21 protein-coding genes are annotated in these 26333 nt (G+C 64.1%); 10 read left to right on the forward strand and 11 right to left on the reverse strand.

Annotated elements, in window-relative coordinates; genetic code table 11:
* Nucleotides 1–103: 103 nt before the first annotated feature.
* The 3 genes from AB6724_RS02135 to AB6724_RS02145 all read right to left on the reverse strand — a co-directional run bounded on the left by AB6724_RS02135 (nucleotide 104) and on the right by AB6724_RS02145 (nucleotide 5738).
* On the reverse strand, nucleotides 104–2401 hold the full coding sequence (locus tag AB6724_RS02135; RefSeq protein ID WP_369336850.1) for an NADP-dependent malic enzyme: 2298 nt from the start codon (nucleotides 2399–2401) through the stop codon (nucleotides 104–106).
* A gap of 163 nt (nucleotides 2402–2564) precedes the next feature.
* Nucleotides 2565–4052 (reverse strand): nucleobase:cation symporter-2 family protein, encoded by a 1488-nt coding sequence (locus AB6724_RS02140; protein ID WP_369336851.1) that lies wholly within the window; start codon nucleotides 4050–4052, stop codon nucleotides 2565–2567.
* 507 nt (nucleotides 4053–4559) lie between these two features.
* Entirely contained in the window at nucleotides 4560–5738 is a 1179-nt protein-coding gene (locus AB6724_RS02145) for an MFS transporter (protein ID WP_369336852.1), read from the reverse strand.
* 127 nt (nucleotides 5739–5865) lie between these two features.
* On the opposite strand from AB6724_RS02145, the gene AB6724_RS02150 reads away from it, so the two are divergent.
* Nucleotides 5866–6843: a LysR family transcriptional regulator gene (locus tag AB6724_RS02150; RefSeq protein ID WP_369337017.1), complete on the forward strand. Its 978-nt coding sequence runs from the start codon at nucleotides 5866–5868 to the stop codon at nucleotides 6841–6843.
* Nucleotides 6844–6928: 85 nt separating this feature from the next.
* On the opposite strand, the gene AB6724_RS02155 is transcribed toward AB6724_RS02150, so the two are convergent.
* The 4 genes from AB6724_RS02155 to AB6724_RS02170 are packed head-to-tail and all read right to left on the reverse strand — an operon-like array spanning nucleotide 6929 to nucleotide 11616.
* Nucleotides 6929–8206 (reverse strand): M20 family metallopeptidase, encoded by a 1278-nt coding sequence (locus AB6724_RS02155; RefSeq protein WP_369336853.1) that lies wholly within the window; start codon nucleotides 8204–8206, stop codon nucleotides 6929–6931.
* Nucleotides 8203–9978 carry a 2-oxo-4-hydroxy-4-carboxy-5-ureidoimidazoline decarboxylase gene (uraD, locus tag AB6724_RS02160; RefSeq protein ID WP_369336854.1) on the reverse strand — a complete coding sequence of 592 codons (1776 nt, stop codon included), beginning with the start codon at nucleotides 9976–9978 and terminating at the stop codon, nucleotides 8203–8205. The genes AB6724_RS02155 and uraD overlap by 4 nt, the downstream gene beginning before the upstream one ends.
* Before the next feature lie 7 nt (nucleotides 9979–9985).
* On the reverse strand, nucleotides 9986–10942 hold the full coding sequence (puuE, locus tag AB6724_RS02165) for an allantoinase PuuE (protein WP_369336855.1): 957 nt from the start codon (nucleotides 10940–10942) through the stop codon (nucleotides 9986–9988).
* The gene (locus AB6724_RS02170) at nucleotides 10939–11616 is read right to left on the reverse strand and encodes a GntR family transcriptional regulator (protein ID WP_369336856.1); all 678 of its coding nucleotides are present in this window, start codon (nucleotides 11614–11616) and stop codon (nucleotides 10939–10941) included. The genes puuE and AB6724_RS02170 overlap by 4 nt, the downstream gene beginning before the upstream one ends.
* 213 nt (nucleotides 11617–11829) lie before the next feature.
* On the opposite strand from AB6724_RS02170, the gene AB6724_RS02175 reads away from it, so the two are divergent.
* The gene (locus AB6724_RS02175; protein WP_369336857.1) at nucleotides 11830–13182 is read left to right on the forward strand and encodes a glycerate kinase type-2 family protein; all 1353 of its coding nucleotides are present in this window, start codon (nucleotides 11830–11832) and stop codon (nucleotides 13180–13182) included.
* A 258-nt stretch (nucleotides 13183–13440) separates the two neighbouring features.
* On the opposite strand, the gene AB6724_RS02180 is transcribed toward AB6724_RS02175, so the two are convergent.
* Nucleotides 13441–14358, reverse strand: a complete 918-nt coding sequence (locus AB6724_RS02180; protein ID WP_369336858.1) for a LysR family transcriptional regulator — start codon at nucleotides 14356–14358, stop codon at nucleotides 13441–13443.
* A gap of 108 nt (nucleotides 14359–14466) precedes the next feature.
* On the opposite strand from AB6724_RS02180, the gene gcl reads away from it, so the two are divergent.
* The 3 genes from gcl (at nucleotide 14467) to glxR (ending at nucleotide 18172) form a co-directional block, all read left to right on the forward strand.
* Complete coding sequence (gene gcl / locus AB6724_RS02185) at nucleotides 14467–16257, forward strand: glyoxylate carboligase (protein WP_369336859.1); 1791 nt, start codon at nucleotides 14467–14469, stop codon at nucleotides 16255–16257.
* Nucleotides 16258–16389: 132 nt separating this feature from the next.
* A complete protein-coding gene (gene hyi / locus AB6724_RS02190; protein WP_369336860.1) occupies nucleotides 16390–17193 on the forward strand; it encodes a hydroxypyruvate isomerase in 804 nt (267 codons plus the stop codon).
* 64 nt (nucleotides 17194–17257) lie between these two features.
* Nucleotides 17258–18172, forward strand: coding sequence for a 2-hydroxy-3-oxopropionate reductase (gene glxR, locus AB6724_RS02195; RefSeq protein WP_369336861.1), 915 nt, complete (start codon nucleotides 17258–17260; stop codon nucleotides 18170–18172).
* Between the two features lie 169 nt (nucleotides 18173–18341).
* On the opposite strand, the gene ggt is transcribed toward glxR, so the two are convergent.
* A complete protein-coding gene (ggt, locus tag AB6724_RS02200) occupies nucleotides 18342–20174 on the reverse strand; it encodes a gamma-glutamyltransferase (protein WP_369336862.1) in 1833 nt (610 codons plus the stop codon).
* A 285-nt stretch (nucleotides 20175–20459) separates the two neighbouring features.
* On the opposite strand from ggt, the gene uraH reads away from it, so the two are divergent.
* Entirely contained in the window at nucleotides 20460–20810 is a 351-nt protein-coding gene (gene uraH, locus AB6724_RS02205) for a hydroxyisourate hydrolase (RefSeq protein WP_369336863.1), read from the forward strand.
* 164 nt (nucleotides 20811–20974) lie between these two features.
* Here uraH and AB6724_RS02210 read toward each other — a convergent pair whose 3' ends face one another.
* Nucleotides 20975–21364 carry a DoxX family protein gene (locus tag AB6724_RS02210; RefSeq protein WP_369336864.1) on the reverse strand — a complete coding sequence of 130 codons (390 nt, stop codon included), beginning with the start codon at nucleotides 21362–21364 and terminating at the stop codon, nucleotides 20975–20977.
* 368 nt (nucleotides 21365–21732) lie between these two features.
* Between AB6724_RS02210 and AB6724_RS02215 the strand changes: the two genes are divergently transcribed.
* On the forward strand, nucleotides 21733–22317 hold the full coding sequence (locus AB6724_RS02215) for a BPSL1445 family SYLF domain-containing lipoprotein (protein WP_369336865.1): 585 nt from the start codon (nucleotides 21733–21735) through the stop codon (nucleotides 22315–22317).
* Between the two features lie 87 nt (nucleotides 22318–22404).
* Here AB6724_RS02215 and AB6724_RS02220 read toward each other — a convergent pair whose 3' ends face one another.
* Entirely contained in the window at nucleotides 22405–22884 is a 480-nt protein-coding gene (locus tag AB6724_RS02220; protein WP_439329816.1) for an energy transducer TonB, read from the reverse strand.
* A gap of 194 nt (nucleotides 22885–23078) precedes the next feature.
* Here AB6724_RS02220 and xdhC point away from each other — a divergent pair, with 194 nt between their 5' ends.
* The 3 genes from xdhC to AB6724_RS02235 all read left to right on the forward strand — a co-directional run bounded on the left by xdhC (nucleotide 23079) and on the right by AB6724_RS02235 (nucleotide 26273).
* Nucleotides 23079–23918 (forward strand): xanthine dehydrogenase accessory protein XdhC, encoded by an 840-nt coding sequence (xdhC, locus tag AB6724_RS02225; RefSeq protein WP_369337019.1) that lies wholly within the window; start codon nucleotides 23079–23081, stop codon nucleotides 23916–23918.
* A gap of 301 nt (nucleotides 23919–24219) precedes the next feature.
* A complete protein-coding gene (locus AB6724_RS02230) occupies nucleotides 24220–25509 on the forward strand; it encodes a urate hydroxylase PuuD (protein WP_369336866.1) in 1290 nt (429 codons plus the stop codon).
* Nucleotides 25510–25637: 128 nt separating this feature from the next.
* On the forward strand, nucleotides 25638–26273 hold the full coding sequence (locus AB6724_RS02235) for a Crp/Fnr family transcriptional regulator (protein ID WP_439329817.1): 636 nt from the start codon (nucleotides 25638–25640) through the stop codon (nucleotides 26271–26273).
* Nucleotides 26274–26333 lie beyond the last annotated feature (60 nt).

Here is a 26333-nt window from a genome sequence, read left to right on the forward strand (position 1 = left end):
TACCGCTTTGCCGTCGCTTCCACCATAGAGTGCCGGCGGTCGCATTGAAGGCAGAAACAGAAAACGCCCCGAAGGGCGTTTTCTGTTTTCAGGCCGAAGCCGATCAGCCGCGCAGGGTGATCGCCTGGGCAGCGGCCAGGGCCGTCATATTGACCACGCGGCGCACGGTGGCCGAGGGGGTCAGCACGTGGGCCGAGGCGGAGCCGCCCATCAGGATGGGGCCGATGGTGGTGCCATGGCCGCCCGTGGTCTTGAGCACGTTGAACAGAATGTTCGCGGCGTCCAGGTTGGGGCAGATCAGCACATTGGCGGTGCCGCTGAGCGAGGATTCCAGCAGCGAATGGCTGCGGACCTCGGCGGACAGGGCCGCGTCGCCGTGCATCTCGCCGTCGCACTCGATATGCGGGTTGGCGGCGGCAAACAGGTCGCGTGCGGCGCGCATCTTGCGGGCCGAGCCACGGGTGGAGGAGCCGTAGTTGCTGTGCGAGAGGAAGGCCACCTTGGGCGGCAGGCCGAAGCGGGCCACCTCGTCGGCGGCCATCTTGGCGATTTCGGCCAGCTCTTCGGCCGTGGGGTCTTCGTTGATATAGGTATCGGCGATGAACAGCGTGCCCGATTCCAGCATGACGGCGTTGACGGTGGCGAACTCCTTGGCGTCCTGCTTCAGGCCCAGCACGTCCTGCAGATGTGCGAGGTGGCCGTCGAACTTGCCGACCAGACCGCACAGCATGGCGTCGGCATCGCCCAGATGCACCATCAGCGCGGCGATCAAGGTGTTGGAGCGGCGCACGGCGGCCTTGGCGGCTTCGGGCGTCACGCCGTTGCGGCCCATGAGGCGGTGGTAGGTTTCCCAGTACTGGCGGAAGCGCGGATCGTCTTCAGGGTTGCAGATTTCCACGTCCTTGCCCAGCTGGATGCGCAGGCCGGCCTTGGCAATGCGGGCCTCGATCACGGCGGGACGGCCGATCAGGATGGGCTTGGCCAGGCCGTCGTCCACGGCCACCTGCACGGCGCGCAGCACGCGCTCGTCCTCGCCTTCGGCATAGGCCACGCGTTGCTGCTTGGCCTTGGCGGCCGCAAACACGGGGCGCATGAACATGCTGGTCTGGTAGACAAAGCGGGTCAGGTTCTCGCGATAGGCGGCGATGTCCTCGATGGGGCGGGTGGCGACGCCGGATTCGGCGGCGGCCTGGGCCACGGCCGGAGCGATGCGCAGGATCAGGCGCGTGTCGAAGGGCGTGGGGATCAGGTAGTCGGGGCCGAAGGTCAGCTCCTTGCCCTGGTAGGCGGCGGCGACCTCATCGCTGACGTCCTGCTTGGCCAGGGCGGCGATTTCGCGCACGCAGGCCAGCTTCATGGCTTCGGTGATCTTGGTGGCGCCGCAGTCCAGCGCGCCACGGAAGATGTAGGGGAAGCACAGGACGTTGTTGACCTGGTTGGGGTAGTCGGAGCGGCCGGTGGCCACGATGCAGTCCGGACGGATGGCCTTGGCCAGCTCGGGGCGGATTTCGGGCTCGGGGTTGGCCAGGGCCAGGATGATGGGCTTGTCGGCCATGGTCTTGACCATGTCGGCGGTCAGCACGCCGGGAGCCGAGCAGCCCAGGAACACGTCGGCGCCGTTGACGGCGTCGGCCAGGGTGCGGGCCTCGGTGTTTTGCGCGTACTGGGCCTTGGAGGCATCCAGGCCACCGGGGCGGCCTTCGTAGATCACGCCCTTGGAGTCGCACATGAAGACGTTTTCACGCTTGACGCCCAGGCCCACCATCACGTTCACGCAGGCAATAGCGGCAGCGCCGGCGCCGGAGACAGCGACCTTGACCTTGTCGATCTGCTTGCCCACCAGTTCCAGGCCGTTGAGCAGGGCGGCGCTGGAGATGATGGCCGTGCCGTGCTGGTCGTCGTGGAACACCGGGATGTTCATGCGCTTGGAGAGTTCCTGCTCGATGTAGAAGCACTCGGGCGCCTTGATGTCTTCGAGGTTGATGCCGCCGAGCGTGGGCTCGAGCGAGGCGATGATCTCGATGAGCTTGTCCGGATCGCGTTCGGCCAGTTCGATGTCGAACACGTCCACGCCGGCGAACTTCTTGAACAGGCAGCCCTTGCCTTCCATCACCGGCTTGCCGGCCAGCGGGCCGATGTCGCCAAGGCCCAGCACGGCCGTGCCGTTGGTGATCACGCCCACCAGATTGCCGCGTGCGGTGTACTCGGCAGCGCAGGAGGGATCGGCCTGGATGTCTAGGCAGGGGTAGGCCACGCCGGGCGAGTAGGCCAGTGACAGGTCACGCTGGTTGGACAGGGGCTTGGTGGGCGTGACGGAAATCTTGCCCTTGACGGGGCTGCGGTGGTATTCGCGGGCCGCGTCGCGCAGGGCTTGTTCGGCGGTGGACAGGTTTTGTGTCATACAAAAATATCAGCAAGTTGCTTCTGAGAGCTTACCGGATGGCCAGAAGATTTTGGGTCAGGTCTGTTTTGCCTGAACTGCACCGACAACAAGCCCCCTGGCACATCTTGATGTGGCAGGGGGCTCGGGCCAGCCGGTAAGCTGGCGATTCATGGCATTACGCTTAGTGTGCGTCGGCCTGGCGCGCCGCGTTGATGGCAGCGCTGTTGTCTTTGGCAGCTCCGTTGAAGAAAAGGTTCAGAACCACTGCGGTAATCGAAGCCAGCAGGATACCGGATTCAATCAGGGGATGAATGGAGTGGGGCATCCATTGGCGGAAATTGGGCGCCACCAGAGGAATCATGCCGACGCCTATGGACACGGCCACGATCATGGCGTTGTGCTTGTTGTCGCGGAAGTCCACGTTGGACAGGATGCGGATGCCGGTGGAGGCCACCATGCCGAACATCACCAGACCCGCGCCACCCAGCACCACGGTGGGCAGGGACTCGATCAGCGCGCCCATCTTGGGCAGCACGCCCAGGATGACCAGGATGGCGCCGCCGGCCACGCAGACCCAGCGGCTCATCACGCCCGTCACCGCGACCAGACCCACGTTCTGCGAGAAGCTGGTGTAGGGGAAAGTGTTGAAGATGCCGCCGATCAGCGTGCCCAGGCCGTCGGTGCGCAGGCCGCGGGTCAACTCGTCCTGGGTGATCTCGCGCTTGGTCATGTCGCCCAGAGCCAGGAACATGCCGGTCGATTCGATCATCACCACGATCATCACCAGACTCATGGTCAGGATGAGGACGGGATCGAACACGGGCATGGCGATCTGGAAGGGCAGTACCACGGTGAACCATTCAGCTTTGGCGACCTTGTCAAAGTTCATCAGGCCCATGGCCACGGAGATCACACCGCCGATCAGAATCCCCATCAGCACCGAGATATTGGCGATGAAACCCTTGGCAAAGCGGGCGATCAGCAGGATGGACAGCAGCACAATGCCCGAGACTGCGGCGCCTGACAGGTCGGCGTACTTGGGGTTAGGCACGGTGGGCAGCACCGTGAAGCCCTTGGGTACGGGCGGCAGGGCCGAACCCGGAGCGCCGGCCATGGCCTGGGCCTCGGCCAGCCACTTGGTGTATTCGGGGTTCACCACGTTGGGAGCGGTCGGGCCCACGGGGTTGCCGAAGATCCAGTTCACGCCCACGCGCATCAGGCTGATGCCGATGACGGCAATGATGCTGCCGGTCACCACGGGCGGGAAAAAGCGCAGCATGCGGCTGATGACGGGCGCGATCAGAATGGAGATCACGCCCGCGCCTATGACCGAGCCGAAGATCAGCCCCGCGCCCGCATTGCCGCCCGTGGACTGGGCGATGGAGACCATGGGGGCAACGCTGGCAAAGGTCACGCCCATCATCACCGGCAGCTTGATGCCGAACCACTGGGTGGCGCCCAGGGCCTGGATCAGCGTGACCAGGCCGCAGACGAACAGGTCGGCTGAAATCAGGTGCGCGACCTGCTCTGGTGGCAGGTTCAGCGCGCGGCCCACAATCAGCGGCACGGCCACGGCGCCGGCATACATGACCAGCACGTGCTGCAGGCCAAGCGCGGTGAGCTTGCCGAAGGGCAGAACCTCATCCACGGGATGCACTTGGGATGTCATAAAACTTGTCTCCTCACTCCATATAGGGAAGGGATTGCCTTGATCTGCTCTTTGCAGCAATCCATACAAAAAGTGTATACAAGGTATAAATGACTGCTTCTACCGGTAAACCCTGCTCAAATTTCATCAGCCGGCGACATTGGGCTGGAGTTATGCGGCAAACGCATGGGATGGCCTGGGATCAGGCTTCAGCTATCAAAAGAATAGCTGTATGCAATTGTTACATCAAGATTTTTTATAAGTTTCGGGTTGATCCATATATTTTTTGGGTGTAATAAGCTATATTTTTAATAGCAAACTTTGCACAATATGCAATATGCGGCCATGGGCGGTGGCTTATGCGTATTTCGGTTGAGGCAGTTAAGACCTGGCGGTAGAGAACGCCCGATGCTGGATGCGGGGCAGAAAAGGGCCGCCATCGCCTTTCATGCGGTCGCCGGATTGCCCTGCAGCAGCAAAAAAGCGCAGCCCGCGGGATGCGGCTGCGCTTGCTTGACGCCGAATATCTCAGGCCCGGGCCGGAGCCGGCTGGCTCAGGGAGGCGGCGGGTTCCCGGCTGCCATAGGCCAGCAGCAGGCCGGCTGCGGCCAGGGCCGATGCGGTCCAGCCGAGGGTCGTCAGTCCTAAGCCATGGCCGATGACGGCACCGCCCAGCCAGGCGCCCAGAGCATTGCCGATATTGAAGCTGGCGATATTGAGGCTGGACGCGAGACTGGAGGAGCTGCCCTCCGTGGCCTGCAGCACATACATCTGCATGGGGGCGACGGTGGCAAAGGCCGCAACACCCAGCACCAGCACATAGACCATGGCGACCCAGGCTTGGTTGAAGGTCCAGTGCCCGGCCAGCAGCACCAGCAGCAGGGCCGCCAGTGTGGCCAGCAGCGAGCGCTGCGTGCCGAAACGGTCGGCCAGCTTGCCGCCCGCGTGGTTGCCCAGGGCCAGGCCGGCGCCAAACAGCAGCAAGGTGGTCGCTACCTGCTGGTTGTCCATCCGCGTCACCTGGGTCAGCAGCGGCTCTATATAGGTATAGAGAGCAAAGACCCCGGCAAAGCCCACGACCGTGATGGTCAGGCCCAGCCAGAGCCTGGGCTGGCGCAGCACCACCAGCTCCTGTGCCAGCGTCTGCGGGCCCGAGCCCGCAATCCGGCTGGGCACCAGCAGTGCCACGATGGTGAATGCGAGCAGGCCTACCACGACCACCGCTGCAAACGCCATGCGCCAGCCGAACTGCTGGCCTATCCAGGCGCCCGCAGGCACGCCCAGCAGGGTGGCCAGGGTCAGGCCCGAGAACATCAGCGCAATGGCAGAGGCCTGTTTCTCCCGGGCCACCAGCCCCGTCGCCACCACGGCACCCACGCCGAAAAAAGTGCCATGCGTGAGCGAGGTCAGCAGCCGCGCCGCCATCAGCCAGCCATAGCTGGGGGCAAACACGGCGGCGGCATTGCCCGCGATGAAGATGCCCATCAAGGCCAGCAGCAGGCGCTTGCGTGGCCAGTGGCGGGTCAGCAGGGTGAGCACGGGCGCGCCGACGGCCACGCCCATGGCATAGCCCGAGATCAGCGTCCCCGCCGTGGGAATGCCGATGCCCAGATCCTGGCTGACCTGGGTGAGCAGCCCCATGATGATGAATTCCGTGGTGCCGATGCCAAAAGCTCCGGCGGCCAATGCAAGCAAGGCTGCAGGCACGATGAGGTCCTTCGTGAAGATTTCCGAGAACCCAGACTGTGAGCCGCCCGCGTTGTGGGCGGTAGCCCGTCAGAAGGAAATGCATTTGTGCCGTACAGGAAACAGTCGAGGTAATACCATGCGGTTCATGATGGAAAAACGCGCCAGGGATGCGCTGCCCGCTCCCGCCCCGGGTCAGGAAATCAACCGCTTTACCGAGCTGCAGACCTTTGTGCAGGTCGCGCAGCTGGGCAGCTTTTCGGCGGCCGCGCGTCAGCGCGAGGTCTCGCCCTCGGCTGTGAGCAAGATCGTGGCGCGGCTGGAGGCCCGTCTGGGCGTGCAGCTATTGCGCCGCAGCACGCGCCGGCTGGAGCTGACCGAGGAAGGGCAGCAGTTGCTGGAACAGGGCAGAACGTTGCTGGCCGACTGGATGGCGCTAGAGTCCGCCGTGACTCGCTGCGGCCAGCCCAGCGGGCTGGTGCGCATCAATGCCAGCTCCAGCATCGGGCAGAGGCTGCTGGTGCCGCTGGTACCGGCCCTGCTGCGCCAGCATCCGGAGCTGCAGCTGGACCTGAGCTTTACCGATCAGGTCGTGGATCTGATCGCTGCCCGCGCCGACATCGCCCTGCGCTGGGGGCGGTTGCCGTCATCGGAGATGGTGGCGCGCCTGCTCGGTCATACCAGGCAGGTCATCGTGGCCTCGCCCGCATATCTGCGGCAGCAAGGGACGCCGGCTCGGCCGAAGGACCTGCAGCGGCATGTGCGCATAGGCTGGAATTACCCGCGTGCCGTGCCGCACTGGCCGTTTGCGGTGCAGGGTCACAAGCAGGCGGTCTCCATGGGGGAGGTGCTGCGCGTCAATGACGGGGAAACCATGCGCGCGCTGGTGCTTGCGGGTGCCGGCCTGGCACGGCTGTCGCTCTATCACGCCTGGGAAGACTTGCAGTCGGGCCGGCTCAGGGTGGTGCTGGAGGATTTCAATACCGGCGATCTCGAACCGATTCATGCCGTCTACGTGGGCAAACCCGGCCAGTTGCCGGCGCGAACGCGGGCCGTGCTGGACTTCCTGAAGGCGCACGTGGACCTGGGCTATGCGCAGGCGGTGCCGGCCGGATGGTGCACATGAAAAAAAGGAGCCTGGACGGGTCCAGGCTCCTTGAAAACCCTTGCCTTGATAGGCGAAGGTCAGGCATTCAAATAGTGCTGCGCGTTCAGGCCAGCAGGTCTGCCAGCGAGCGGGCCACGACCTTGGTCGCGCGGCGCAGGTCCTCGAGCACCAGGCGCTCGTCGGAGCGCTTGGCGTGCGATTCCAGCACGGTGCGGGGGCCGGCGCCGTAGATCACGCCGGGGATGCCGCGCTCGACATACAGGCGCACGTCGGTGTACAGAGGCGTGCCCACTGCAGGAGGCTTCTCGCCGAAGACCGCTTCGCCGTGGGCCTGGATGGCGTCGACCAGGGGCTTGTTGCCGTCCAGGGGCGTCATGGCATTGGCCAGCAGCAGGCGCTTGATGTCCACGCGCACGGCGTCTTCACCGGTGTAGCCGCCCTGGGTGTTGAAGTCGGCAATCGCCTTGGCGATCACGGCACGGATGCTGGCTTCCACTTCCACGGGATTCTCTTCGGGAATCATGCGGCGGTCGATTTTCAGCATGACCTTGCCGGGCACCACATTGGTGTTGGTGCCGCCGTCGATGCGGCCCACGTTCAGGTAGGGATGCTTGATGCCGGGCACCTTGGAGGTGACTTGCTTGTACTTCACGTTCTCGGCGTACAGAGCCGTCAGCAGCACCGCAGTGGCTTGCAGCGCGTCCACACCGGTGTGGGGCACGGCGGCGTGAGCCATCTTGCCCTGCACGGTGATTTCCATCTGCAGGCAGCCGTTGTGAGCGGTAACTACTTCGTAGCTGAAGCCCGCTGCGATCATCAGGTCGGGCTTGGTCAGGCCTTTTTCCAGCAACCAGCCGGGGCCCATGATGCCGCCGAACTCTTCGTCGTAGGTGTAGTGCAGTTCCACCGCGCCCTTGCTGGGCTTGGCCACGGCTTCCAGGGCACGCACGGCGAAGGTGAACGAGGCGAAGTCGCTCTTGCTCACGGCAGCGGCGCGGCCGTACAGCTTGCCGTCTTCGATCTCGGCGCCGTAGGGGTCCTTGGTCCAGCCTTCGCCCGGAGGCACCACGTCGCCGTGGGCGTTCAGGGCGATGGTCTTGCCGCCGTCGCCATAGGGGCGGCGCACGATCAGGTTGGTGATGGACTCCATGCCGTAGGCCTTCACATCGGCTTCGGGCACGGCGTGCTTCTCGGCATCGAAGCCGAAGGTCTTGATCAGCTCGGCCGTGCGCTCGGCATGGGGAGCGTTGTTGCCGGGAGGCGTGTCCGTGGGGACCTGCACCATGGCTTGCAGGAACTTCACTTCCTCGTCGAAGTGCTGGTCGATCCAGGCGTCGAGGGCCGCGTAGGTGGCTTGCTTGTCTTGGTTCATATTGGTCATTGCTGTTCTTGAGCCAGTTGGTTGAGAACGTGGGTGAAGGCATCCACGGACAGTTGCATATCGTCGGAAGTCGAGGACTCGAGCGGGTTGTGGCTGATGCCGGCGTTGAGGCCGCGCACGAACAACATGGCCTGGGGCATGATTTCGTGCAGCTTCATGGCGTCGTGGCCGGCGCCGCTGGGCATGCGGAACAGGGGCACACCCAGTGCGTCCACAGCGTTTTCCCAGCGCTTTTGCCATGCGGGGGCGCTAGGGGCAGCAGCCGCCTTCATCGACAGCTCGGTGGTATAGCGCAGGCCACGGCGCTCGGCGATCGCTGCCATCTCGGCCATGATGTCGTTGATCATGGCGTCACGCTGCTCGTTGGTGGGGGCGCGCAGGTCCAGCGAGAACTGGCAGCGGCCGGGCACCACGTTGACCGAGCCCGAGGGCACGTTCAGCTGGCCGATGGTGGCCACGCTGTCGCCATCCTGGCCGGCACGCTTTTCGATGTACAGCGACAGCTCGGCCACGCCTGCGGCCGCATCGCGGCGGCGGTTCATGGGCGTGGTGCCGGCGTGGCTGGCCATGCCGATGAACTCGCAGACATAGCGGGCGCTGCCGTTGATGGAGGTGACGATGCCCAGGGGGATGTCGAGCTCGTTGAGCACGGGACCCTGCTCGATGTGCACCTCGACAAAGCCCAGATATTTGGCGGGGTCGCGCTCCAGCTTGGGAATGTCGTCTATGCACAGGCCGGCGTGGGTCATGGCTTCGCGCAGCGTGATGCCGTCGGCGTCCTTTTGCTCCAGCCATTCCTGCTTGAAGTCGCCGACCAGGGCGCCAGAGCCCAGGAAGGTGGCCTTGTAGCGCTGGCCTTCCTCTTCGGCAAAGCCCACGACTTCGATGTTGAAGGGCAGGCGCTTGCCTTGCTGGGCCAGCTGCTTGACGCAGGCCATGGGCACGAAGATGCCCAGGCGGCCGTCGTACTTGCCGCCGTTGCGCACGGTGTCGTAGTGGCTGCCGGTCAGCAGGGTCTTGGCGCCTTCGGTGGCCGCCTTGTAGCGGCCGACCACGTTGCCCACGGCGTCGATCTCGACTTCGTCGAAGCCGATTTCACGCATCCAGTGGCTGATGCGCTGGGCGCAGGCACGGTGGGCATCGGTCAGATAAGTCACCGTGAGCTGGCCTTTTTCGGCGTAGCCGGGGTCGCTGTTGGTGGACAGGCGCTCCTGCCAGTCCCAGACTTCGTTGCCTGCGACGGGCTCGTAGCCGAACTTGTCGTTGAGGCGGATCTCGGCAATGCGGTGGATGTTGCGCAGTGCCTCGGCCTGTTCGTAGTCGGGGTGGTTGAACATGCGACGCTCGAAGGTCGCGATGATCTCGGCCTTGGACAGGCCCAGGCCGCGCGCGCCGCGCACTGCCAGGATGAAGGGGAAGCCAAAGCGCTTGCCGTATTCGGCGTTGAGCTTGCGGATGTGCTCCAACTCCTCGGGCGTGCAGTTTGTGAGGCCCGCCTTCTTTTGCTCATTGGTCGATTCGGCCGTGAGCGTGTTGGTTTCCATCTGCTTGCCGGCCAGCTCCGGGTGAGCGCGGATCAGATCGAGCTTGGCCTGCTCACTGGCTTCGGCCAGCACCTTGGCCATGGCGTGCTTGATGTGGGCCATGGATTTGAAGGGGCGCTGCTCCAGCGCCTTGGCGGCAATCCAGGGCGAGTGCTCGTACAGGCCATCGAGCAGGTCGGTGGCGGTGGCCGCGTCGGCGGCGTTCAGTTGTTCCAGGGTCAAAGCCATGTCGCAATCAATCCTTGCAGGGGAAACGCTCGGCCCAGTGGCGAGCCAGGTCAATACGGCGGCACACCCAGACCTTGTCGTGTTTCTGGATGTGGTCGAGGAAACGCTGCAGCGCCGTGATGCGGCCGGGGCGGCCCAGCAGGCGGCAGTGCATGCCGATGCTCATCATCTTGGGCGCGTTGTCGCCGGACGGATCGCCTTCGGCGTACAGGGTGTCGAAGGTGTCCTTCATGTACTGGAAGAACGGGTCGGCATGGGAGTAGCCCTGGGGCAGGGCAAAGCGCATATCGTTCACATCGAGCGTGTAGGGCACGATGAGCTGGTTGCGCGTGCCGCCGTCGGTTTTGGCGACCTTCATCCAGAACGGCAGGTCGTCGCCGTAGTAGTCGCTGTCGTAGCTGAAGCGGCCGGCATCGGCCACCAGGCGGTGGCTGTTGGGGCTGTCGCGGCCCGTGTACCAGCCGAGGCCGTGGTCGCCGTCATGGCCGTACAGCTCGCCGAAGATCTCCAGGCACTGCTGCATATGGGCGCGCTCGATTTCTTCGGGCACGTTCTGATAGTGAATCCACTTCAGGCCATGGCAGGCCACTTCATGGCCGAGCTCGGCAAAGGCCTGGGCCAGCTCGCGGTGCTTTTGCAGGGCCGTGGCCACGCCGAACACGGTCAGCGGCAGGCCGCGCTTCTCGAATTCGCTCAGGATGCGCCAGACGCCGGCGCGCGAGCCGTATTCATAGATGCCGTCCATGCTCATATGGCGCGCGGGATACGCGGCCGGGTTGAACATCTCGGACAGGAACTGCTCGCTGGCGGGGTCGCCATGCAGCACATTGTTCTCACCGCCTTCTTCGTAGTTGAGTACGAATTGCACAGCCACGCGGGCTTTGCCGGGCCATTCAGGGTTGGGCGTGGTGCGACCGTAGCCGATCAGGTCGCGGGGGTAGGAGGCGGTGGAGTCGTAAATCATAGTGAGATGGAGGAAAGTGCCATCGAGAGGTCGTTCGTTGGCAGATCGCGGTCAAAGGTCAGGCCTGCTTCCACGTGGTCCAGGTGCTGCTGCATCAAAAGCACGGAGCGCTCGGCATCGCCTTCGGCCAGGGCCGCGACGATGGAGGCATGCTCCTCGTGGGAGTGCTCGGCCGCCGACGCCGACTGGTACATCAGCGTGATCAGTGCGCAGCGCGAGATCAGCTCGCCCAGCAGCTGAGCCAGCACCTCGTTGCCCATGAGCTCGGCCATGCGCACGTGAAAGTCGCCCAGCAGCTCGGTGCGCTGGCCCACGTCATTGGCTTCCATGGCCTTTTTCTCGGCGGCCACATGGGCTTTGAGCGCGCGGATCTTGGCGGGCGTGCTCTGGGTCACAAAGCTGCGCACCATTTCGGCTTCCAGCATGCGGCGCACGGCAAACACCTGGCGCGCCTCGTCCACGGACGGCGTGGCCACAAAGGCGCCGCGCGCGGGCTCGAGCTTGATCAGCTTGTTCTGCGAGAGCTGGAACAGGGCCTGGCGTACCAGGGTGCGGGAGACACCAAAGTGGTCGGCCAGCTTCTGTTCGGCCAGCTTGGTGCCGGGCATCAGCCGATGCTCGACGATGGCCCTGGTCAGGCTTTCGACAATGAAACTGGTGGTGGAAGTTTCCATAAATCCATCATAGCGGTTGAAGACAAGTTTTGTATACAGTTTCTGTCGACCAAACATGGTGTTTGCCCCAGGACTGCATGTGCAAAGCGGATGCTGGTTCAGGCAAATCTAGGCGTGGCAAGGATTTGCGCCATTGCTGCAGCAAATATCAGCAGTGTTGTGACCGGCGGGCGCCTGTGAGGCAAAAATGCCGGAATGCACAATGAATGAACTATGCAAGCACAGAATACCTCCTCGCACGCGCAGGATCCCGCTGCGCCCTCGCCCCAGCAGGATCCGGCAGGCTTTTTGCGCCACCTCTACGACGTGGCCGTGCGCAACGCCCTGCCCATCGAAGGCCTGGCACGCTACCTGCCCAGTCCGCCCAAGGGCCGCACCGTGGTGCTGGGCGCCGGCAAGGCCGGCGGCTCCATGGCCCAGGCGCTGGAAGCGCTGTGGCCCGCAGATGCACCGCTGTCGGGCCTGGTGGTCACGCGCTACGGCCATATTCCGCCGCGTCCCGCAGGCCTGGCCCAGCGTCTGGAAGTGGTGGAGGCCGCCCACCCCGTGCCCGATGCCGCAGGCCTGGCCGCGGCCGAGCGCATTCTGGCGCTGACCCAGGGGTTGACCGAGGACGATCTGGTGCTGTGCCTGATCTCGGGTGGTGGCTCGGCCCTGCTGACCCTGCCGGCCGCAGGCATAGACCTGCAGGAAAAGCAGCGCATCAACAAGGCCTTGCTCGAAAGCGGCGCGGCCATCAGCGAGATGAACTGCGTGCGCAAGCATCTCTCGCGCATCAAGGGCGGGCGCCTGGCCGCGGCCTGCCATCCGGCCAAGGTTGTGACGCTGACCATCAGCGACGTGCCCGGCGACGATCCCTCCATCATCGCCAGCGGCCCCACGGTGCCCGATGCCTCGACCTGCGCCGACGCGCTGGCCATTCTTGACCGCTACCAGATCGGCGTGCCCGATGCCGTGCGCGCCGCGCTGCTGGACGGCACGCTGGAGACGCCCAAGCCCGGCGATGCGCGCTTTGCGGGCCATGAGGTGCATCTGATCGCCACGCCCCAGCAGTCGCTGGAAGCGGCTGCGGCAGCGGCGCGTGAGGCAGGCATTGCCGTGCATGTGCTGTCCGACGAAATGGAAGGTGAATCACGCGAAGTGGGCAAGGTGCATGCGGCTCTGGCCCGCGCCGTCGCCAAGCGTGGCGAGCCCTTTGCCAAGCCTTGCGTGATTCTCTCGGGTGGTGAAACCACGGTGACGATTCGTCCTCGTCAACCGGGCGCAGCCAAGGGCCGTGGCGGTCGTGCGGGCGAGTTCTGCATGGGGCTGGCCCAGGCCTTGCAGGGCCAGGAAAAGGTCTGGGCGCTGGCTGCCGACACGGATGGCATCGACGGCGTGGAGGACAACGCCGGAGCGCGCGTTTCGCCCTGCACGCTCCAGCGTGCAGCGGAGAAGAATATGCGCATCAGCGACTATCTGGACCGCAACGACGCCTATGGCTATTTCGAGGCGCTCGGCGATCTGGTGGTCACGGGGCCCACGCATACCAATGTGAATGACTTCCGCGCGATTTTGATTCTCTGAAAACTTCAAATTGGATAGCTGCTTGCGCTGGCTATCCAAAGATTTCAGCGTGAAAACAATCTGCAGCTACCGCTCATCAAGCGGTAGCTGCTCTTTTTTTTATATCCGCAGCGCATGAATCTGGCGCGACCCAAATAGGGGCCGCCGAGCAAGAGCCGCCTCGCGGCGAGGGCTGCGTCCCCTTCCGTTAGCGCGTAGCGCGTACAGAGAGGGGGAAGGCGCGGAGCCGCGAGGCGAAGCGACTCAGGGGGAAGGGTTTCACCCACCGCGCGGCAGGTCTTCCCACCAGGCCTCGTCAAACTTGCCCTGCAGAAAAGCGATGAAGGACTGGACCTTCTGCGGCACCAGGCGCGGCGAGGGGTAGACCGCGTGAATCTCCTGCTCGGGCAGGCGGCAGGTCTTGAGCACCTCGACCACGCGGCCGTCCTTGAGCGAGTCCTGGGCCACGTAGCGGGGCAGGGCCGCAATGCCCATGTGCGAGCGTGCGGCGGCCAGCAGGGCCGAGAGGTTGTTGGAGCGCAGCCGCCCCGTGACGGGGACGGACACGGGCTCGCCGCTGGGATTGCGCAGCCGCCAGATGTCGTTGCCCTGCACGCTGCTGTAGATCAGCGTGGAATGCTCCTTGAGGTCCGAGGGCCGGCGCGGCGTGCCGTGCTTGCGCAGATAGGTGTTGGAGGCCACCAGCACCCAGGGATTGACGCCCAGCATGCGTGCGCCCAGAGACGAGTCGGCCAGCTTGCCCAGGCGCAGCGCCACGTCTATGCCGTTGGCCACCAGGTCGGTGTAGCGGTCCTCGAAGCTCAGGTCTACCTGGACCTGGGGATTTTGCTTCATGAACTCCATGGCCAGCGGGATCAGCACCCGGCGCCCGAAGGCCACTGAGCTGCCGATGCGCAACTGCCCCTGGACCTGAGACTGGCGCACCTTGACCACGCTTTCGGCCTCGGCCACGTCGTTGACGATGACCTTGCACTTCTCGTAGTAGAGCGCGCCGGCCTCGGTCAGGCTCACGCCGCGCGTGTTGCGATTGAGCAGGCGCACCTTGAGCCGGGTTTCCATGGCCGCGACCTGCTTGGTCACCGTGGGCTGGGTGGTGGCGAATTCCTGCGCCACCTTGGTGAAGCTGCCGGTCTCCACCACGCGCACAAACATGTGCATGGCATCGAGTCTGTCCATGGTTTTGTCTCCTATTTATTCTTCAGTGGAATAAATTTTATGGTCCGCAAGCGGCTTCCAGCAAGCATGGGTCTTGAATAAAGTCGATTCCAGTTTGAAGGAGACCTCATGGCCAAAATGAAAGCGATCGAAGCCGCAGTCCGCGTGCTCGAAAAAGAAGGTGTTAGCGTTGCATTCGGCGTTCCCGGTGCTGCGATCAATCCGCTGTACGCAGCGCTGAAGGACCACGGTGGCATCGGCCACATCCTGGCCCGCCACGTCGAAGGCGCCAGCCACATGGCCGAAGGCTATACCCGTGCGGTGGCCGGCAACATCGGCGTGTGCATCGGCACCAGCGGCCCCGCCGGCACCGACATGATCACCGGTCTGTACTCGGCCAGCGCCGACTCCATCCCAATCCTGTGCATTACCGGCCAGGCACCTCGCTCGCGTCTGCACAAGGAAGACTTCCAGGCCGTGGACATCGCCTCCATCGCCAAGCCCGTGACCAAGTGGGCCACCACCGTGCTGGAACCCGCCCAGGTGCCGCGCGCCTTCCAGCAGGCTTTTCACCTGATGCGCTCCGGCCGTCCCGGCCCCGTGCTGATCGATCTGCCTATCGACGTGCAACTGGCCGAGATCGAATTCGATATCGACACCTACGAGCCCCTGCCCGCCTACAAGCCAGCGGCTTCGCGCAAGCAGGCCGAGAAGGCCATCGAGATGCTCAACGAATCCGAGCGTCCCCTGCTGGTCTCCGGTGGCGGTGTGATCAACGCCGATGCCTCCGAGCTGATGGTCGAGCTGGCCGAAATCCTGAACGTGCCCGTGATCCCCACCTTGATGGGCTGGGGCACCATCCCCGACGATCACCCCCTGATGGTCGGCATGTGCGGTCTTCAGACCAGCCACCGTTACGGCAACGCCAACATGCTGGCTTCGGACTTCGTGTTCGGCATCGGCAACCGCTGGGCCAACCGCCACACCGGCTCGGTCGAGGTCTACACCAAGGGCCGCAAGTTCATCCACGTGGACATCGAGCCCACCCAGATCGGCCGCGTGTTCGCGCCCGATTACGGCATCGTTTCCGACGCCAAGGCGGCTTTGGAGCAATTCGTTGCCGTGGCCAAGGAGTGGAAGGCTACCGGCAAGCTCAAGTGCCGCAAGGCCTGGGTGGCCGAGTGCCAGGGCCGCAAGAACAGCGTCGAGTACCTGCGCAAGACCAACTTCGACAACGTGCCGATGAAGCCGCAGCGCGTCTACCAGTGCATGAACCGCACTCTGGACCGCGACACGACCTATGTGTCCACCATCGGTCTGTCGCAGATCGCCGGTGCCCAGTTCCTGCACGTGTACAAGCCCCGCAACTGGATCAACTGCGGCCAGGCCGGTCCTCTGGGCTGGACCACTCCCGCCGCCCTGGGCGTGCGCGTGGCCGACCCCAAGCGCAAGATCGTGGCCCTGTCGGGTGACTACGACTTCCAGTTCATGATCGAAGAGCTGGCCGTGGGCGCTCAGTTCAAGCTGCCCTATGTTCACGTGCTGGTGAACAACAGCTACCTGGGCCTGATCCGCCAGGCGCAGCGCGCTTTCTCGATCGACTATTGCGTGCAATTGGCGTTCGACAATATCAACATGGATGAGGGTGATGCCACTCGCGGCTACGGGGTCGACCATGTTAAGGTCGTTGAAGGTCTGGGTTGCAAGGCCATCCGCGTGCACCGTGCCGAAGACTTTGCCCCCGCCATGGCACAGGCCGAAGCCTGGATGGCCGAGCACAAGACCCCTGTGGTGATCGAGTGCATCCTGGAGCGTGTGACCAACATCTCCATGGGCGCCGAAATCGACAACGTGGTCGAGTTCGAAGACCTGGCGACCGAGAAGGCCGACGCGCCCAGCGCTCTGGCTCTGCTGGACTGAGAGAGAGCTCCCCCTGAGCGGCTGCGCCGCTTCCCCCCTCTCTCTTCGGGAGGGGGACGACGCCTTCGCGGCGGGGCGGCCCTTGCTTGGCGCCCGCCAGCCCCACATCAACGATTACCGGAGACTTTTACCATGCCCCGTTTTGCAGCCAACCTGAGCATGTTGTTCACCGAGGTGCCTTTCCTCGAGCGTTTCGAGCGTGCCGCAAACGCAGGCTTTGAAGCCGTGGAGTTTCTCTTCCCCTATGCCCACACCGTGGAAGAGATCAAGAAACGTCTGGACGCCACAGGCCTGAAGATTGTTCTGCACAACCTGCCTGCGGGCGACTGGGATGCGGGCGAGCGCGGCATTGCCTGCGACCCCAAGCGCGTGGACGAGTTCCGCGCCGGCGTGGCCAAGGCCGTGACCTATGCCCACGCCCTGGGCGTGCCCCAGCTCAACTGCCTGGCTGGCAAGGTTCCTGCCGGCGTCGACGCCGCCGTGGTGCGCCGTACCTTTGTCGAGAACCTGCGCTTTGCTGCGGCCGCTCTGAGCGCCGCCAACATCCGCCTGCTGATCGAGCCCATCAACCCCTTCGACATCCCCGGCTTCTACCTGAACCGCACGGACGATGCTCTGTCCATCCTGGACGAAGTGGGCGCGCCCAACGCCTTTGTGCAGTACGACATCTATCACGCCCAGCGCGTGGAAGGCGAGCTGGCCGCGACCATGCAAAAGCAGCTGGGCCGCATCGGTCACATCCAGCTGGCCGACAACCCCGGCCGCAACGAACCGGGCACCGGCGAGATCAACTACCCCTTCCTGTTCGCGCATCTGGACCGCATCGGCTACCAGGGCTGGATAGGCTGCGAATACAAGCCCGCCAACGGCACCGAGTCGGGCCTGGGCTGGCTGACCAAGATCGGCGGCTGGACAAAAGCTGCGGTGGCTGCATAAGCCTTGATAGGCACGCGCAGCCAGCTATCGAATTTAGATTGAGAAGAAAGATTAGGAGTACATCATGAACGCATCGTCCCTCAAGCTGGGTTTCATCGGCCTGGGCATCATGGGCGCCCCCATGTGCGGCCATCTGATCTCGGCCGGCCACCAGCTGTTCGTCAACACCCACGGCAAGGTGCCTGCACCTATCGCCGAGAGCAGCGCCACCCAGTGCACCACGGCCCGCGGCGTGGCCGAGCGTGCCGACATCATCTTCATCATGGTGCCCGACACGCCCGACGTGGAAAAGGTGCTGTTCGGTGAAGACGGCGTGGCCGCCGGCCTCAAGGGCAGCTCGGGCAAGATCGTGGTGGACATGTCTTCCATCTCCCCCGTGGCCACCAAGGACTTCGCCAAGCGCATCGAAGCCGCTGGCGCCCAGTACCTGGACGCTCCCGTCTCCGGCGGCGAAGTCGGTGCCAAGAACGGCACGCTGTCCATCATGGTGGGCGGCCCCGACGCGGCTTTTGCGCGCGTCAAGCCCCTGTTCGAGAAGATGGGCAAGAACATCACCCTGGTGGGCGGCAACGGCGACGGCCAGACCGCCAAGGTGGCCAACCAGATCATCGTGGCGCTGAACATCGAAGCCGTGGCCGAAGCCCTGCTGTTCGCCTCGCGTGCCGGCGCCGATCCGGCCCGCGTGCGCGAAGCCCTGCTGGGCGGCTTTGCCTCTTCCAAGATCCTGGAAGTGCATGCCGAGCGCATGATCAAGCGCACCTTCGATCCGGGCTTCCGCATCGCCCTGCACCAGAAGGACCTGAATCTGGCCCTGTCCAGCGCGCGCCAGCTCGGCGTATCGCTGCCCAACACGGCCCAGGCGCAGGAACTGTTTAACAGCTGCGTGGCCCACGGCGGCGCTGCCTGGGATCACTCCGGCATGGTGCGTGCCCTGGAAATCCAGGCTAACTTCGAAATCGGCCAGAAGGTCGAAGACTGATCCGTTTGGTGGGGTGGGCGGCGGCGGCCGGGCGCATCAATGCGTGCTGCGTCTTTGGAGCGTCGTCGTCCTGCTAGCAAAAAGCCGCGCTCGGTGAGCGCGGCTTTTTTATGGGCTCCGTCGCGGCTTCCGAGGCGATGGCTGCCCGCGCCAGCGGCTCAGGGCGGCCTCAAAACCCCATGGTCTTGCCGTCGGGGTTGCGCGGATCGGAGGCGCCGTACAGCATGCCGTTCTTGATCTCTATGGTCTGGGTGCGGCCCATGGCGGGCTTGAGCACCACGTTGTGCCCCCATTGCCTGAGCAGGGCCACGGTGTCGGCGCTGAAGCCTTTCTCTATGCGCAGTTCATCGGGCGTCCACTGGTGGTGGAAGCGCGGCGTGGCCGCAGCCTCCATAGGGTTCATGCCGTGGTCTATGTAGTTGACGACCTGCTGCAGCACCGTGGTGATGATGCGCGCGCCGCCGGGGCTGCCCGTGACCAGCACGGGCTGGCCGTCCTTGAGCACCAGCGTGGGCGTCATCGACGACAGCGGGCGCTTGCCCGCCGCCACGGCATTGGCATCGCCGCCCACCAGGCCGTAGGCATTGGCCACGCCGGGCTTGGCCGAGAAATCGTCCATCTCGTTGTTGAGCACGATGCCCGTGCCCTTGGCCACGATGCCGCTGCCGAAGTTGGTGTTCAGCGTATAGGTCACGGCCACGGCATTGCCGGCCTTGTCCACCACCGAGTAATGCGTGGTCTGGTCGCTTTCGTAGGGCTGGGGTTTGCCGGGCTTGATCTCCCGGCTGGGGCGCGCCTTGCCTGGCTGGATGGTGGCGACCAGCTCGCTGGCGTAGCTCTTGGAGATCAGACCCTGGAGCGGAATCTTCACGAAGTCCGGGTCGCCCAGGTATTCGGCGCGGTCGGCATAGGCCAGCTTCATGGCCTCGGTCATGTAGTGCACGCTTTGCGCGCTGTCGGCGCGCCACTGTTTCATGGGCCAGTGCTCCATCTTGTTCAGGATCTGGATCAGATGCGCGCCGCCCGACGAGGGCGGCGGCATGGTCACGATCTGGTAGCCGCGGTAGCTGCCGCGCACGGGCTCGCGCTCCACGACTTGGTAGTCGCGCAGATCCTGCAGCGTGATGGCATGGGCGTGAGGCGTCATTTCGGCCGCGATCTTCTGTGCGATCGCGCCCTGGTAGAAGGCCTTGGCACCTTGCTGGCTGATCAGGCGCATGGACTGGGCCAGGTCTTTTTGCACCAGCTGCTCGCCGCTCTTCAGCGGCGCGCCGTTCTTCCAGAAGATGGCCTGGGTGGCGGGCCATTGGCCCATATTCTTTTTTTCCTGATCCAGGGTCTTGGCCAGGGTCGCGCTCACGGGATAGCCTTTTTCGGCCAGCGCGATGGCCGGTGCCATCACCTTGGCCAGCGGCATGGAGCCCCAGCGCGAGAGCGCGTGCGTCATGCCGGCCACGGTGCCGGGCACGCCCACCGCATGGTGGGTGTAGAGGGATTTGCCATCGATGACATGGCCCTGGGCGTCCAGGTACATATTGCGCGAGGCGCCCTTGGGCGCGACTTCACGGAAGTCCAGCGCGATGTCCTTGCCGCTCTTGGCGTCGTGCACCATCATGAAGCCGCCGCCGCCGATATTGCCGGCATTGGGCAGGGCCACGGCCAGTGCAAAGCCCACGGCCACGGCCGCATCCACGGCATTGCCGCCGGCCTTCAGAATGTCCACGCCGATCTGGGTGGCCAGTTCCTGCTCGGAGGCGACCATGCCGCTCCTGGCTTCGACGGGATGGAACACATCCATGTCGAAGTCATAGGCGGAGGCGGCGGCCTTGGCTGCATTGGACTGGGTGATGGGGGCGGCTGCGGGCGCTGCGGCGGCTGTGGCCACTGGCACTGCGGTGTTGCTGCCGGGATCGGCGGGCGTGCTGCTGCAGGCGCTCAGGCCGGCCAGGCCGGCAATGGCTATCGCCAGGCAGGCCGCTTGTGCGGTGGCGCGCAATTGCATGATGGTGTCTCCGGAGTTTGTGGTTGGAATACAGCCGCTCGCGGGCTGGCGGAATAGCGCGCAGTGTAGGTGCGCCGGTCGGCGCCACCCTGAGGATTGCTGACCACTGCGGATATGTACCTAGAAGTCAGGTCTGTAGAGCCTTGGTTTGAGTACATAAACTGTATACACTTTGTGTTGGCAAAGACTGGAGCGCCGCGAGGCTGCGTGCGGCTTCGGAGCTTTGGCATGTATTGACGTTTGACACAACCAAGGCGGGCCTGGTCCGCCTCCGAGGAGATTCCCATGGGCCTGAGCACCCACGTTCTCGACACCATGAATGGCTGCCCCGCCGCAGGCATGGCCGTCGAGCTGTTTTCCACCGAAGGCGACAAGGCCACGCTGATCAAGAGCCTGGTGCTGAACCATGACGGCCGCACCGATGCGCCGCTGTTCGACAACAGCACGCTCAAGGTCGGCACCTACCGCCTGACCTTCGACGTTGCGGCCTACTTCAAGGCCCGCGGCGTGCAGCTGCCCGAACCCAGCTTTCTGAACAAGGTGAGCCTGGACTTCGGCGTGGCCAATGTCGACCAGCACTACCATGTGCCCCTGCTGGTCAGCCCCTGGAGCTATTCCACCTACCGCGGCTCCTGAGCGCGGACCAGGACGGGCTTGTCGCTCGTACTGAGGAACATGGCAAAAATGAAAGCGGCTTGCGCCGATTTATCCTTGATTTCAGATTGAAATATGTCTGAGGTTCAAAGATGAAAGGCGCAGGCCGCTCATTTATTTGAAGGCCCGCGCGGGGCCTGTAGCACTTATTTGCTCTTGGAATGGCTCATGGCCACGACCAGGGCCGCGACGAAGAGCAAAAGCTGCAGCTCCAGCGCCCAGCCGCCCGAGCTATGCAGCATCAGCACCTGCCGGGTGTGCACCAGCAAAAAGGCCACCAGCATATTGATGGCGATCACCAGCGCCGCCGGCACCACCCACAGTCCTACCAGCAGCAGCAGCGGCGCCACCACCTCGCCCAGATAGACCGCATAGGCCAGCCAGCCCGGGCCGCCCTTGGCCTCGATCATGTGCGCTATGCCGCCGATGCCGTAGCGGATCTTGGCCCAGCCATGAAACAGCATGAGCACGGCCAGCGTGACGCGCAGCAGCACCATGGCTGCCTGTGGATGGTGAAAGTAACTCCAGAACCTCATGAACTCCCCGTTGTCGACGCTGTTGTTGTGGCGGGAATGCTAGCGCCGAAATTCTCTGCGTTCTGTCATCTTCCGCTCATCAAGGCATGGCAGCAAGCGCTGCCGTTTCGTTCAACAGCGGCTGCATGCCTGCAGATCGCCGCCAGTGCTTTTTGCGGCACAGACCCGCTTTTTGTAGGTCAAGAGCGCAAGCTGCCGCTATAGTGTTTATTCCGTAACCAGCTGCACTAGGATCGGGACAGCCCTGTCTTGAGGCTGTCAGTGTGTGGAGGATGAGAGCGGTGACCGTATGGTTGCCGTGCGAGTCCTTCCGTCCTTTTATAACTTTGGAATGTGCGAGCACATTCATCCTAAGAAAGGGTATTGGTATGCGTCAAAATTCTCTGCGTTCTCTGGCAATGGCCGCTGCAGTGGCCGTGGGTGCTCTGTCCATGGTCGCCTGCACCACGACCGGTCCCGACACGGCTTCGGCTCCGCGCGCAGATGCAACGACTCTCAACACCCGCGCCAATTCCGCGCTGGAGCGCCTGTACCAGACGGCTCCCGGCTCCAAGGAAATGGTGCAGCGCGCCAGGGGCGTGCTGATCTTCCCGTCGGTGATCGGCGGCAGCTTTGTGGTCGGTGTCGAGCATGGCCGCGGCGTGTTGCGCATCAACGGCCGCAACCACAGCTACTACAGCACCACGGGCGCTTCCATCGGCTGGCAGGCCGGCGGCCAGTCCAAGGCCGTGATCTATGTGTTCAACACCCAGGAGGCGCTGGACAAGTTCATCAACAGCAACGGCTGGTCCGTGGGGGCTGACGCCACGGTGGCGGCCGGCAAGATCGGCGCCAACGGCAGCATCGACACCACTACGGCCCAGGCACCCGTGACCAGCTATGTGCTGACCAATGCGGGTCTGGAAGCCGGCGTGTCGCTGCAGGGCTCCAAGATCACCAAGGTCGTGGAGTAATCCTGCCCCAGGGAGGAATCACTTCCCCCTCCATAAAAAAACCGGCATGCGCCGGTTTTTTTATGTCAGCAGGCGCTGCGGCCGGAATCACTGGCTCAGCTGTCCCTCGGTCAGGGTATCGAGCTGGAATCTGCCGGACTCGTCCCAGAGCCAGGTATCGGTATAGCTCACGGCTCCCGTGCGCCCCGGAGCCGGGAAGGGACTGGCCGCGCGCACCGTGCGCTCGATCTCGGCGACCACTTCGGGAGCGTGCGTGGGCTTGCGCATCCAGTGCAGGTTCTTGACGCGTCCCTGGGCATCGAGCTGGACCTGCAGCACGCCGATCGCATACAGCAGGGGTGGCAGCTTGCCCTTGTAGATACGGTCTGCGTTGCGCGCATAAATATGCTGGGCCGCATCCTGGCGATAGAGCTTGTTGACCGTTGCCGAGGCCTGGGGCGCGGAGCTGGGTGGCGTCTGGCAGGCGGAGAGCAGGGCTGCGACGGACAGGGCCATACCGGCCCAGAGCCAGGCTTTGGTGCGTGGCGCGGATGCAATGCTGGTGGAGGGGGCTATGGGTTCGGGCATGCCGCCGAGCGTATCCTGAAAAGCGGCGGCCCTGCAGAAACCCCGGGCGGCAGCTGGCAAGCAGATGCAACAGATGCGCAGCGGGCGTTATCGACTATGCGTGCTTTGTTAGCCAGTCCATACCGGGACAGATCTATGGCCGGGGTGGAATTCGGCGAATATTGATCTCCCTCTCTATCAAGACAGTCATGGCCATGTGGAGCGAAACCTACAAACAGATTCTGGCGCGGCTCGAGCATGAACCGCTGTGCTGGGTATGGGTGCATGCCGCGCGCGGCTCCGTACCCCGCGAGCCGGGAGCCTGGATGGCGGTGTTCGCCGACCGGATGCTGGGGACCATAGGCGGCGGCCATCTGGAATGGCAGGCCATGGAGCAGGCGCGGCAATTGCTGCGCCAATGGAGTGCGGCCGGGCATGGCTCGGGCCAAAGCCATGTGCAGCGCTATGCTCTGGGCCCGAGTCTGGGCCAGTGCTGCGGCGGCAGCGTGGAGCTGCATTATTCGTGGTTCGGCGCCGGGGAGGGCGCCAGGCTGCGCGGCCAGCTGCCCGTGCCCACGAGCTGTGTGGCGCTGTTCGGTGCGGGGCATGTGGGCCATGCGCTGGTGCGCATTCTCGGCAGCCTGCCTTACCGCGTGATCTGGGTGGACAGCCGCGATGCGGTGTTTCCGGAGCAGGAGCAGATCGGCGTGGAGTGCGAGCATTCCGACCCGGTGCAGGCCGCGGTCGCCGATCTGCCGGCCCGCAGCCAGGTGCTGATCATGAGCTTCAGCCATGCCGAGGATCTGGAGATCGTGGCCAGCTGCCTGCTGCGCCAGCGCCAGCATGGGGATCTGCCCTATATCGGCCTGATCGGCAGCAAGACCAAGTGGGCCACCTTCAGCCGCCGTCTGCGCGAGCGCGGCTTCAGCGACGAGGAGCTGGCACAGGTCACCTGTCCCATAGGCGTGCCCGGCATCGACGGCAAGGAGCCCGAGGTGATTGCGGTTGCCGTGGCGGCGCAGCTGCTGCAGCAGCGCCAGAGCCAGCAGCTGTAGGCGCACCTTATCGGGCATGAGTGCCGGTTTGTGGTGCAGGGTGGGCGTCGTCAAGATGGGCCGGCCGGAAATCGCTGGCCCGGAACTTGCAGCTGATCTCGACCTAGGGAAATCACTGGGGCGGGATACCCTTGGATCGGATGTTTTGGCAGCAAAAATTGCATACACTTTCGGTCGACAGAATGGTCGCAGCGGTGCCCCGTGTTTCAACGTGCGGGAGCGCGGCCTTTTCTTCTGCTCAGAGCGCCCGCAGTGGTGAGCAGGTTTGTTCGGCAGCCCCGCGCTGCCAAGGTTGAGAGCTATGGAAAGCTACATTCTCGACTGGGCCGGCCTGCTGTTGCGGTGGCTCCACGTCATCACCGCCATCGCCTGGGTCGGTTCCTCCTTCTACTTCGTGTTCCTGGACAGCAGCTTGACGCCACCTATTGACGACGACCTGAAAAAGCAGGGCGTCAGCGGCGAACTCTGGGCTGTGCACGGCGGTGGTTTCTACCACCCCGTCAAGTTCAACGTGTCGCCTCCCAAGATGCCGGACCACCTGCACTGGTTCTATTGGGAAAGCTACACCACTTGGCTGTCGGGTTTTGCGCTGCTCACGGTTTCCTATCTGTGGAACGCGAACATCTACTTGGTCACCCCTGGCGACCCCAATGCCATGAGCACGCCTGCGGCGATTGCCTCGGCGCTGGCCTTCCTGGTGGTGTTCTGGCTGCTGTATGACTTCATCTGCCGCACCTTTGGCCAGAAGAAGAATGGCGACGCCACCGTCGGCGCCATGGTGCTGGTCCTGGTGTGTATCGCAGCCTACCTGGCTTGCCACATCTTCCCCGGCCAAGCCGCCTTCCTGCTGATGGGCGCGATGATCGCGACCTCCATGAGCGCCAATGTGTTCTTCTGGATCATCCCCGGCCAGCGCAAGGTGGTGGCCGCTTTGAAGGCCGGCCAGCCCGTGGACCCCCGTCACGGCCAGCGTGCCAAGCAGCGTAGCGTGCACAACACCTACTTCACGCTGCCCGTGCTGTTCGCCATGCTGTCCAATCACTACGGCTGGCTGTACAGCCACAAGATGAACTGGCTGGTGCTGATCGGCATGATGTTTGCCGGCGCCGCTATCCGCCAATTCTTCGTGATGCGTCACGGCTACAAGCTGGGTCGTAACAGCCATCCCTGGCCTTACGCCGCTGTTGGCGTGGCTGCTCTGCTGGCCGTGTTCGTCTGGCTCAAGCCCGCTCCCGTGGCTGCCCCTGCTCCCGTGGCTGCGGCACCCACTGCCCCCTCTGCCGAGCAAGCCGCAGCCCCCGCGGCCCCTGCTCCTGAAGTGGCTGCTCCCGCAGCCCCTGCGGCCGGTGGCGAAGGCTTTGCCAAGGTCAATGCCATCTTCCAGCAGCATTGCGTGGTCTGCCACGGAACGGCGATTCAGCAGAAAGGCGTGCGCCTGGACTCTGCCGAGGCCGTGAAGTCCCATGCCCAGCAGGTCTACCAGCAGGTGGTTCAGCTGCGCAAGATGCCGTTCGGCAATCCTGGCGCGCTGTCGGAAGACGAGCGCAATCTCATCAAGCAATGGTATGAATCCGGTGCTTCGGTGAACTGATTCGCTCTGATTCCATGAGCCCCAGAAGGCTGCAGTTGCGTACTGCAGCCTTTTTGCTTTTTGCGCTGCGTGCCTTGTTGATGTGGCTCAATGTACGGGGCGGCAAAGAACGGCACATTGCGCAGCATATGTTCACCATGCCCTCCATGTCGCAAATCGTTTCCACGTTTGGGCAGCCCGAGAGCTTTGCTCCGGGCTCATGGCTCAGGCTGCGCCGTCAACCCATAGCTTCCGTGCTGTACCTGGAAAGCGGCAGCGTGCTGCTGGGGGTGGGGCAGGAGTCCACACTGCGCCACCAGCTGGGGCAGGTGGAGGGACCGGCCTGGCTGGATGCGGCTTTTGCGCTGCAGGAGCGGCCGTCCTGCCTCGATATGCAGGCCCAGAGTGCGGGACGCCTGTATGCGATTCCCATGGCGCGCTTTCAGAAGGCGGTGGCGGATCTGCCTCAGCCCGCTCAGCAGCTGCTCAAGGATCTGGCCAAGGCCTATTGCTCCCAGACCGAGCTGGCCGTGAGCCGGCTGGCGCAGGACGCCGAGGCACGTTGTGCCCAGTGGCTGCTGCACCATGCCAAGCCGCATGCCGAAGGCGGGCTGCGCGTGATCCTCCAGGCCCGCAAGCGCCTGATCGCCGCCCAGCTCGGCATTGCGCCCGAGACCTTCTCGCGTGTGCTGCGCCAGCTGCGCGAGCATGGTCTGATCGCCGGCCGCGGCAACGTCATCGATCTGCCCAAGCCCAGCGCGCTGGAGGTTCTGGCGCTGGGCTGAGTTCGGGGCAGGTGATTGAGCACTTGCCTTCCGGATGAGAGCGGCGGATAGGGGTTTGGG

The organism is Comamonas guangdongensis, assembly GCF_041079535.1.
Lineage (GTDB): Bacteria > Pseudomonadota > Gammaproteobacteria > Burkholderiales > Burkholderiaceae_C > Comamonas > Comamonas guangdongensis.

Bases quoted from the DNA above. Each gene is read 5' to 3' on its own strand.
- ggt (WP_369336862.1), bottom strand. From the start codon at position 20,174: ATGCAATTGCGCGCCACCGCACAAGCGGCCTGCCTGGCGATAGCCATT.
- AB6724_RS02150 (WP_369337017.1), top strand. From the start codon at position 5,866: ATGATGGAAAAACGCGCCAGGGATGCGCTGCCCGCTCCCGCCCCGGGT.
- xdhC (WP_369337019.1), top strand. From the start codon at position 23,079: ATGTGGAGCGAAACCTACAAACAGATTCTGGCGCGGCTCGAGCATGAA.
- gcl (WP_369336859.1), top strand. From the start codon at position 14,467: ATGGCCAAAATGAAAGCGATCGAAGCCGCAGTCCGCGTGCTCGAAAAA.
- AB6724_RS02220 (WP_439329816.1), bottom strand. From the start codon at position 22,884: ATGCCCGAACCCATAGCCCCCTCCACCAGCATTGCATCCGCGCCACGC.
- AB6724_RS02175 (WP_369336857.1), top strand. From the start codon at position 11,830: ATGCAAGCACAGAATACCTCCTCGCACGCGCAGGATCCCGCTGCGCCC.
- uraD (WP_369336854.1), bottom strand. From the start codon at position 9,978: ATGGCTTTGACCCTGGAACAACTGAACGCCGCCGACGCGGCCACCGCC.
- AB6724_RS02170 (WP_369336856.1), bottom strand. From the start codon at position 11,616: ATGGAAACTTCCACCACCAGTTTCATTGTCGAAAGCCTGACCAGGGCC.
- AB6724_RS02215 (WP_369336865.1), top strand. From the start codon at position 21,733: ATGCGTCAAAATTCTCTGCGTTCTCTGGCAATGGCCGCTGCAGTGGCC.
- AB6724_RS02235 (WP_439329817.1), top strand. From the start codon at position 25,638: ATGTTCACCATGCCCTCCATGTCGCAAATCGTTTCCACGTTTGGGCAG.
- puuE (WP_369336855.1), bottom strand. From the start codon at position 10,942: ATGATTTACGACTCCACCGCCTCCTACCCCCGCGACCTGATCGGCTAC.
- AB6724_RS02155 (WP_369336853.1), bottom strand. From the start codon at position 8,206: ATGACCAATATGAACCAAGACAAGCAAGCCACCTACGCGGCCCTCGAC.
- AB6724_RS02230 (WP_369336866.1), top strand. From the start codon at position 24,220: ATGGAAAGCTACATTCTCGACTGGGCCGGCCTGCTGTTGCGGTGGCTC.
- AB6724_RS02210 (WP_369336864.1), bottom strand. From the start codon at position 21,364: ATGAGGTTCTGGAGTTACTTTCACCATCCACAGGCAGCCATGGTGCTG.
- uraH (WP_369336863.1), top strand. From the start codon at position 20,460: ATGGGCCTGAGCACCCACGTTCTCGACACCATGAATGGCTGCCCCGCC.
- AB6724_RS02180 (WP_369336858.1), bottom strand. From the start codon at position 14,358: ATGGACAGACTCGATGCCATGCACATGTTTGTGCGCGTGGTGGAGACC.
- glxR (WP_369336861.1), top strand. From the start codon at position 17,258: ATGAACGCATCGTCCCTCAAGCTGGGTTTCATCGGCCTGGGCATCATG.
- AB6724_RS02140 (WP_369336851.1), bottom strand. From the start codon at position 4,052: ATGACATCCCAAGTGCATCCCGTGGATGAGGTTCTGCCCTTCGGCAAG.
- hyi (WP_369336860.1), top strand. From the start codon at position 16,390: ATGCCCCGTTTTGCAGCCAACCTGAGCATGTTGTTCACCGAGGTGCCT.
- AB6724_RS02135 (WP_369336850.1), bottom strand. From the start codon at position 2,401: ATGACACAAAACCTGTCCACCGCCGAACAAGCCCTGCGCGACGCGGCC.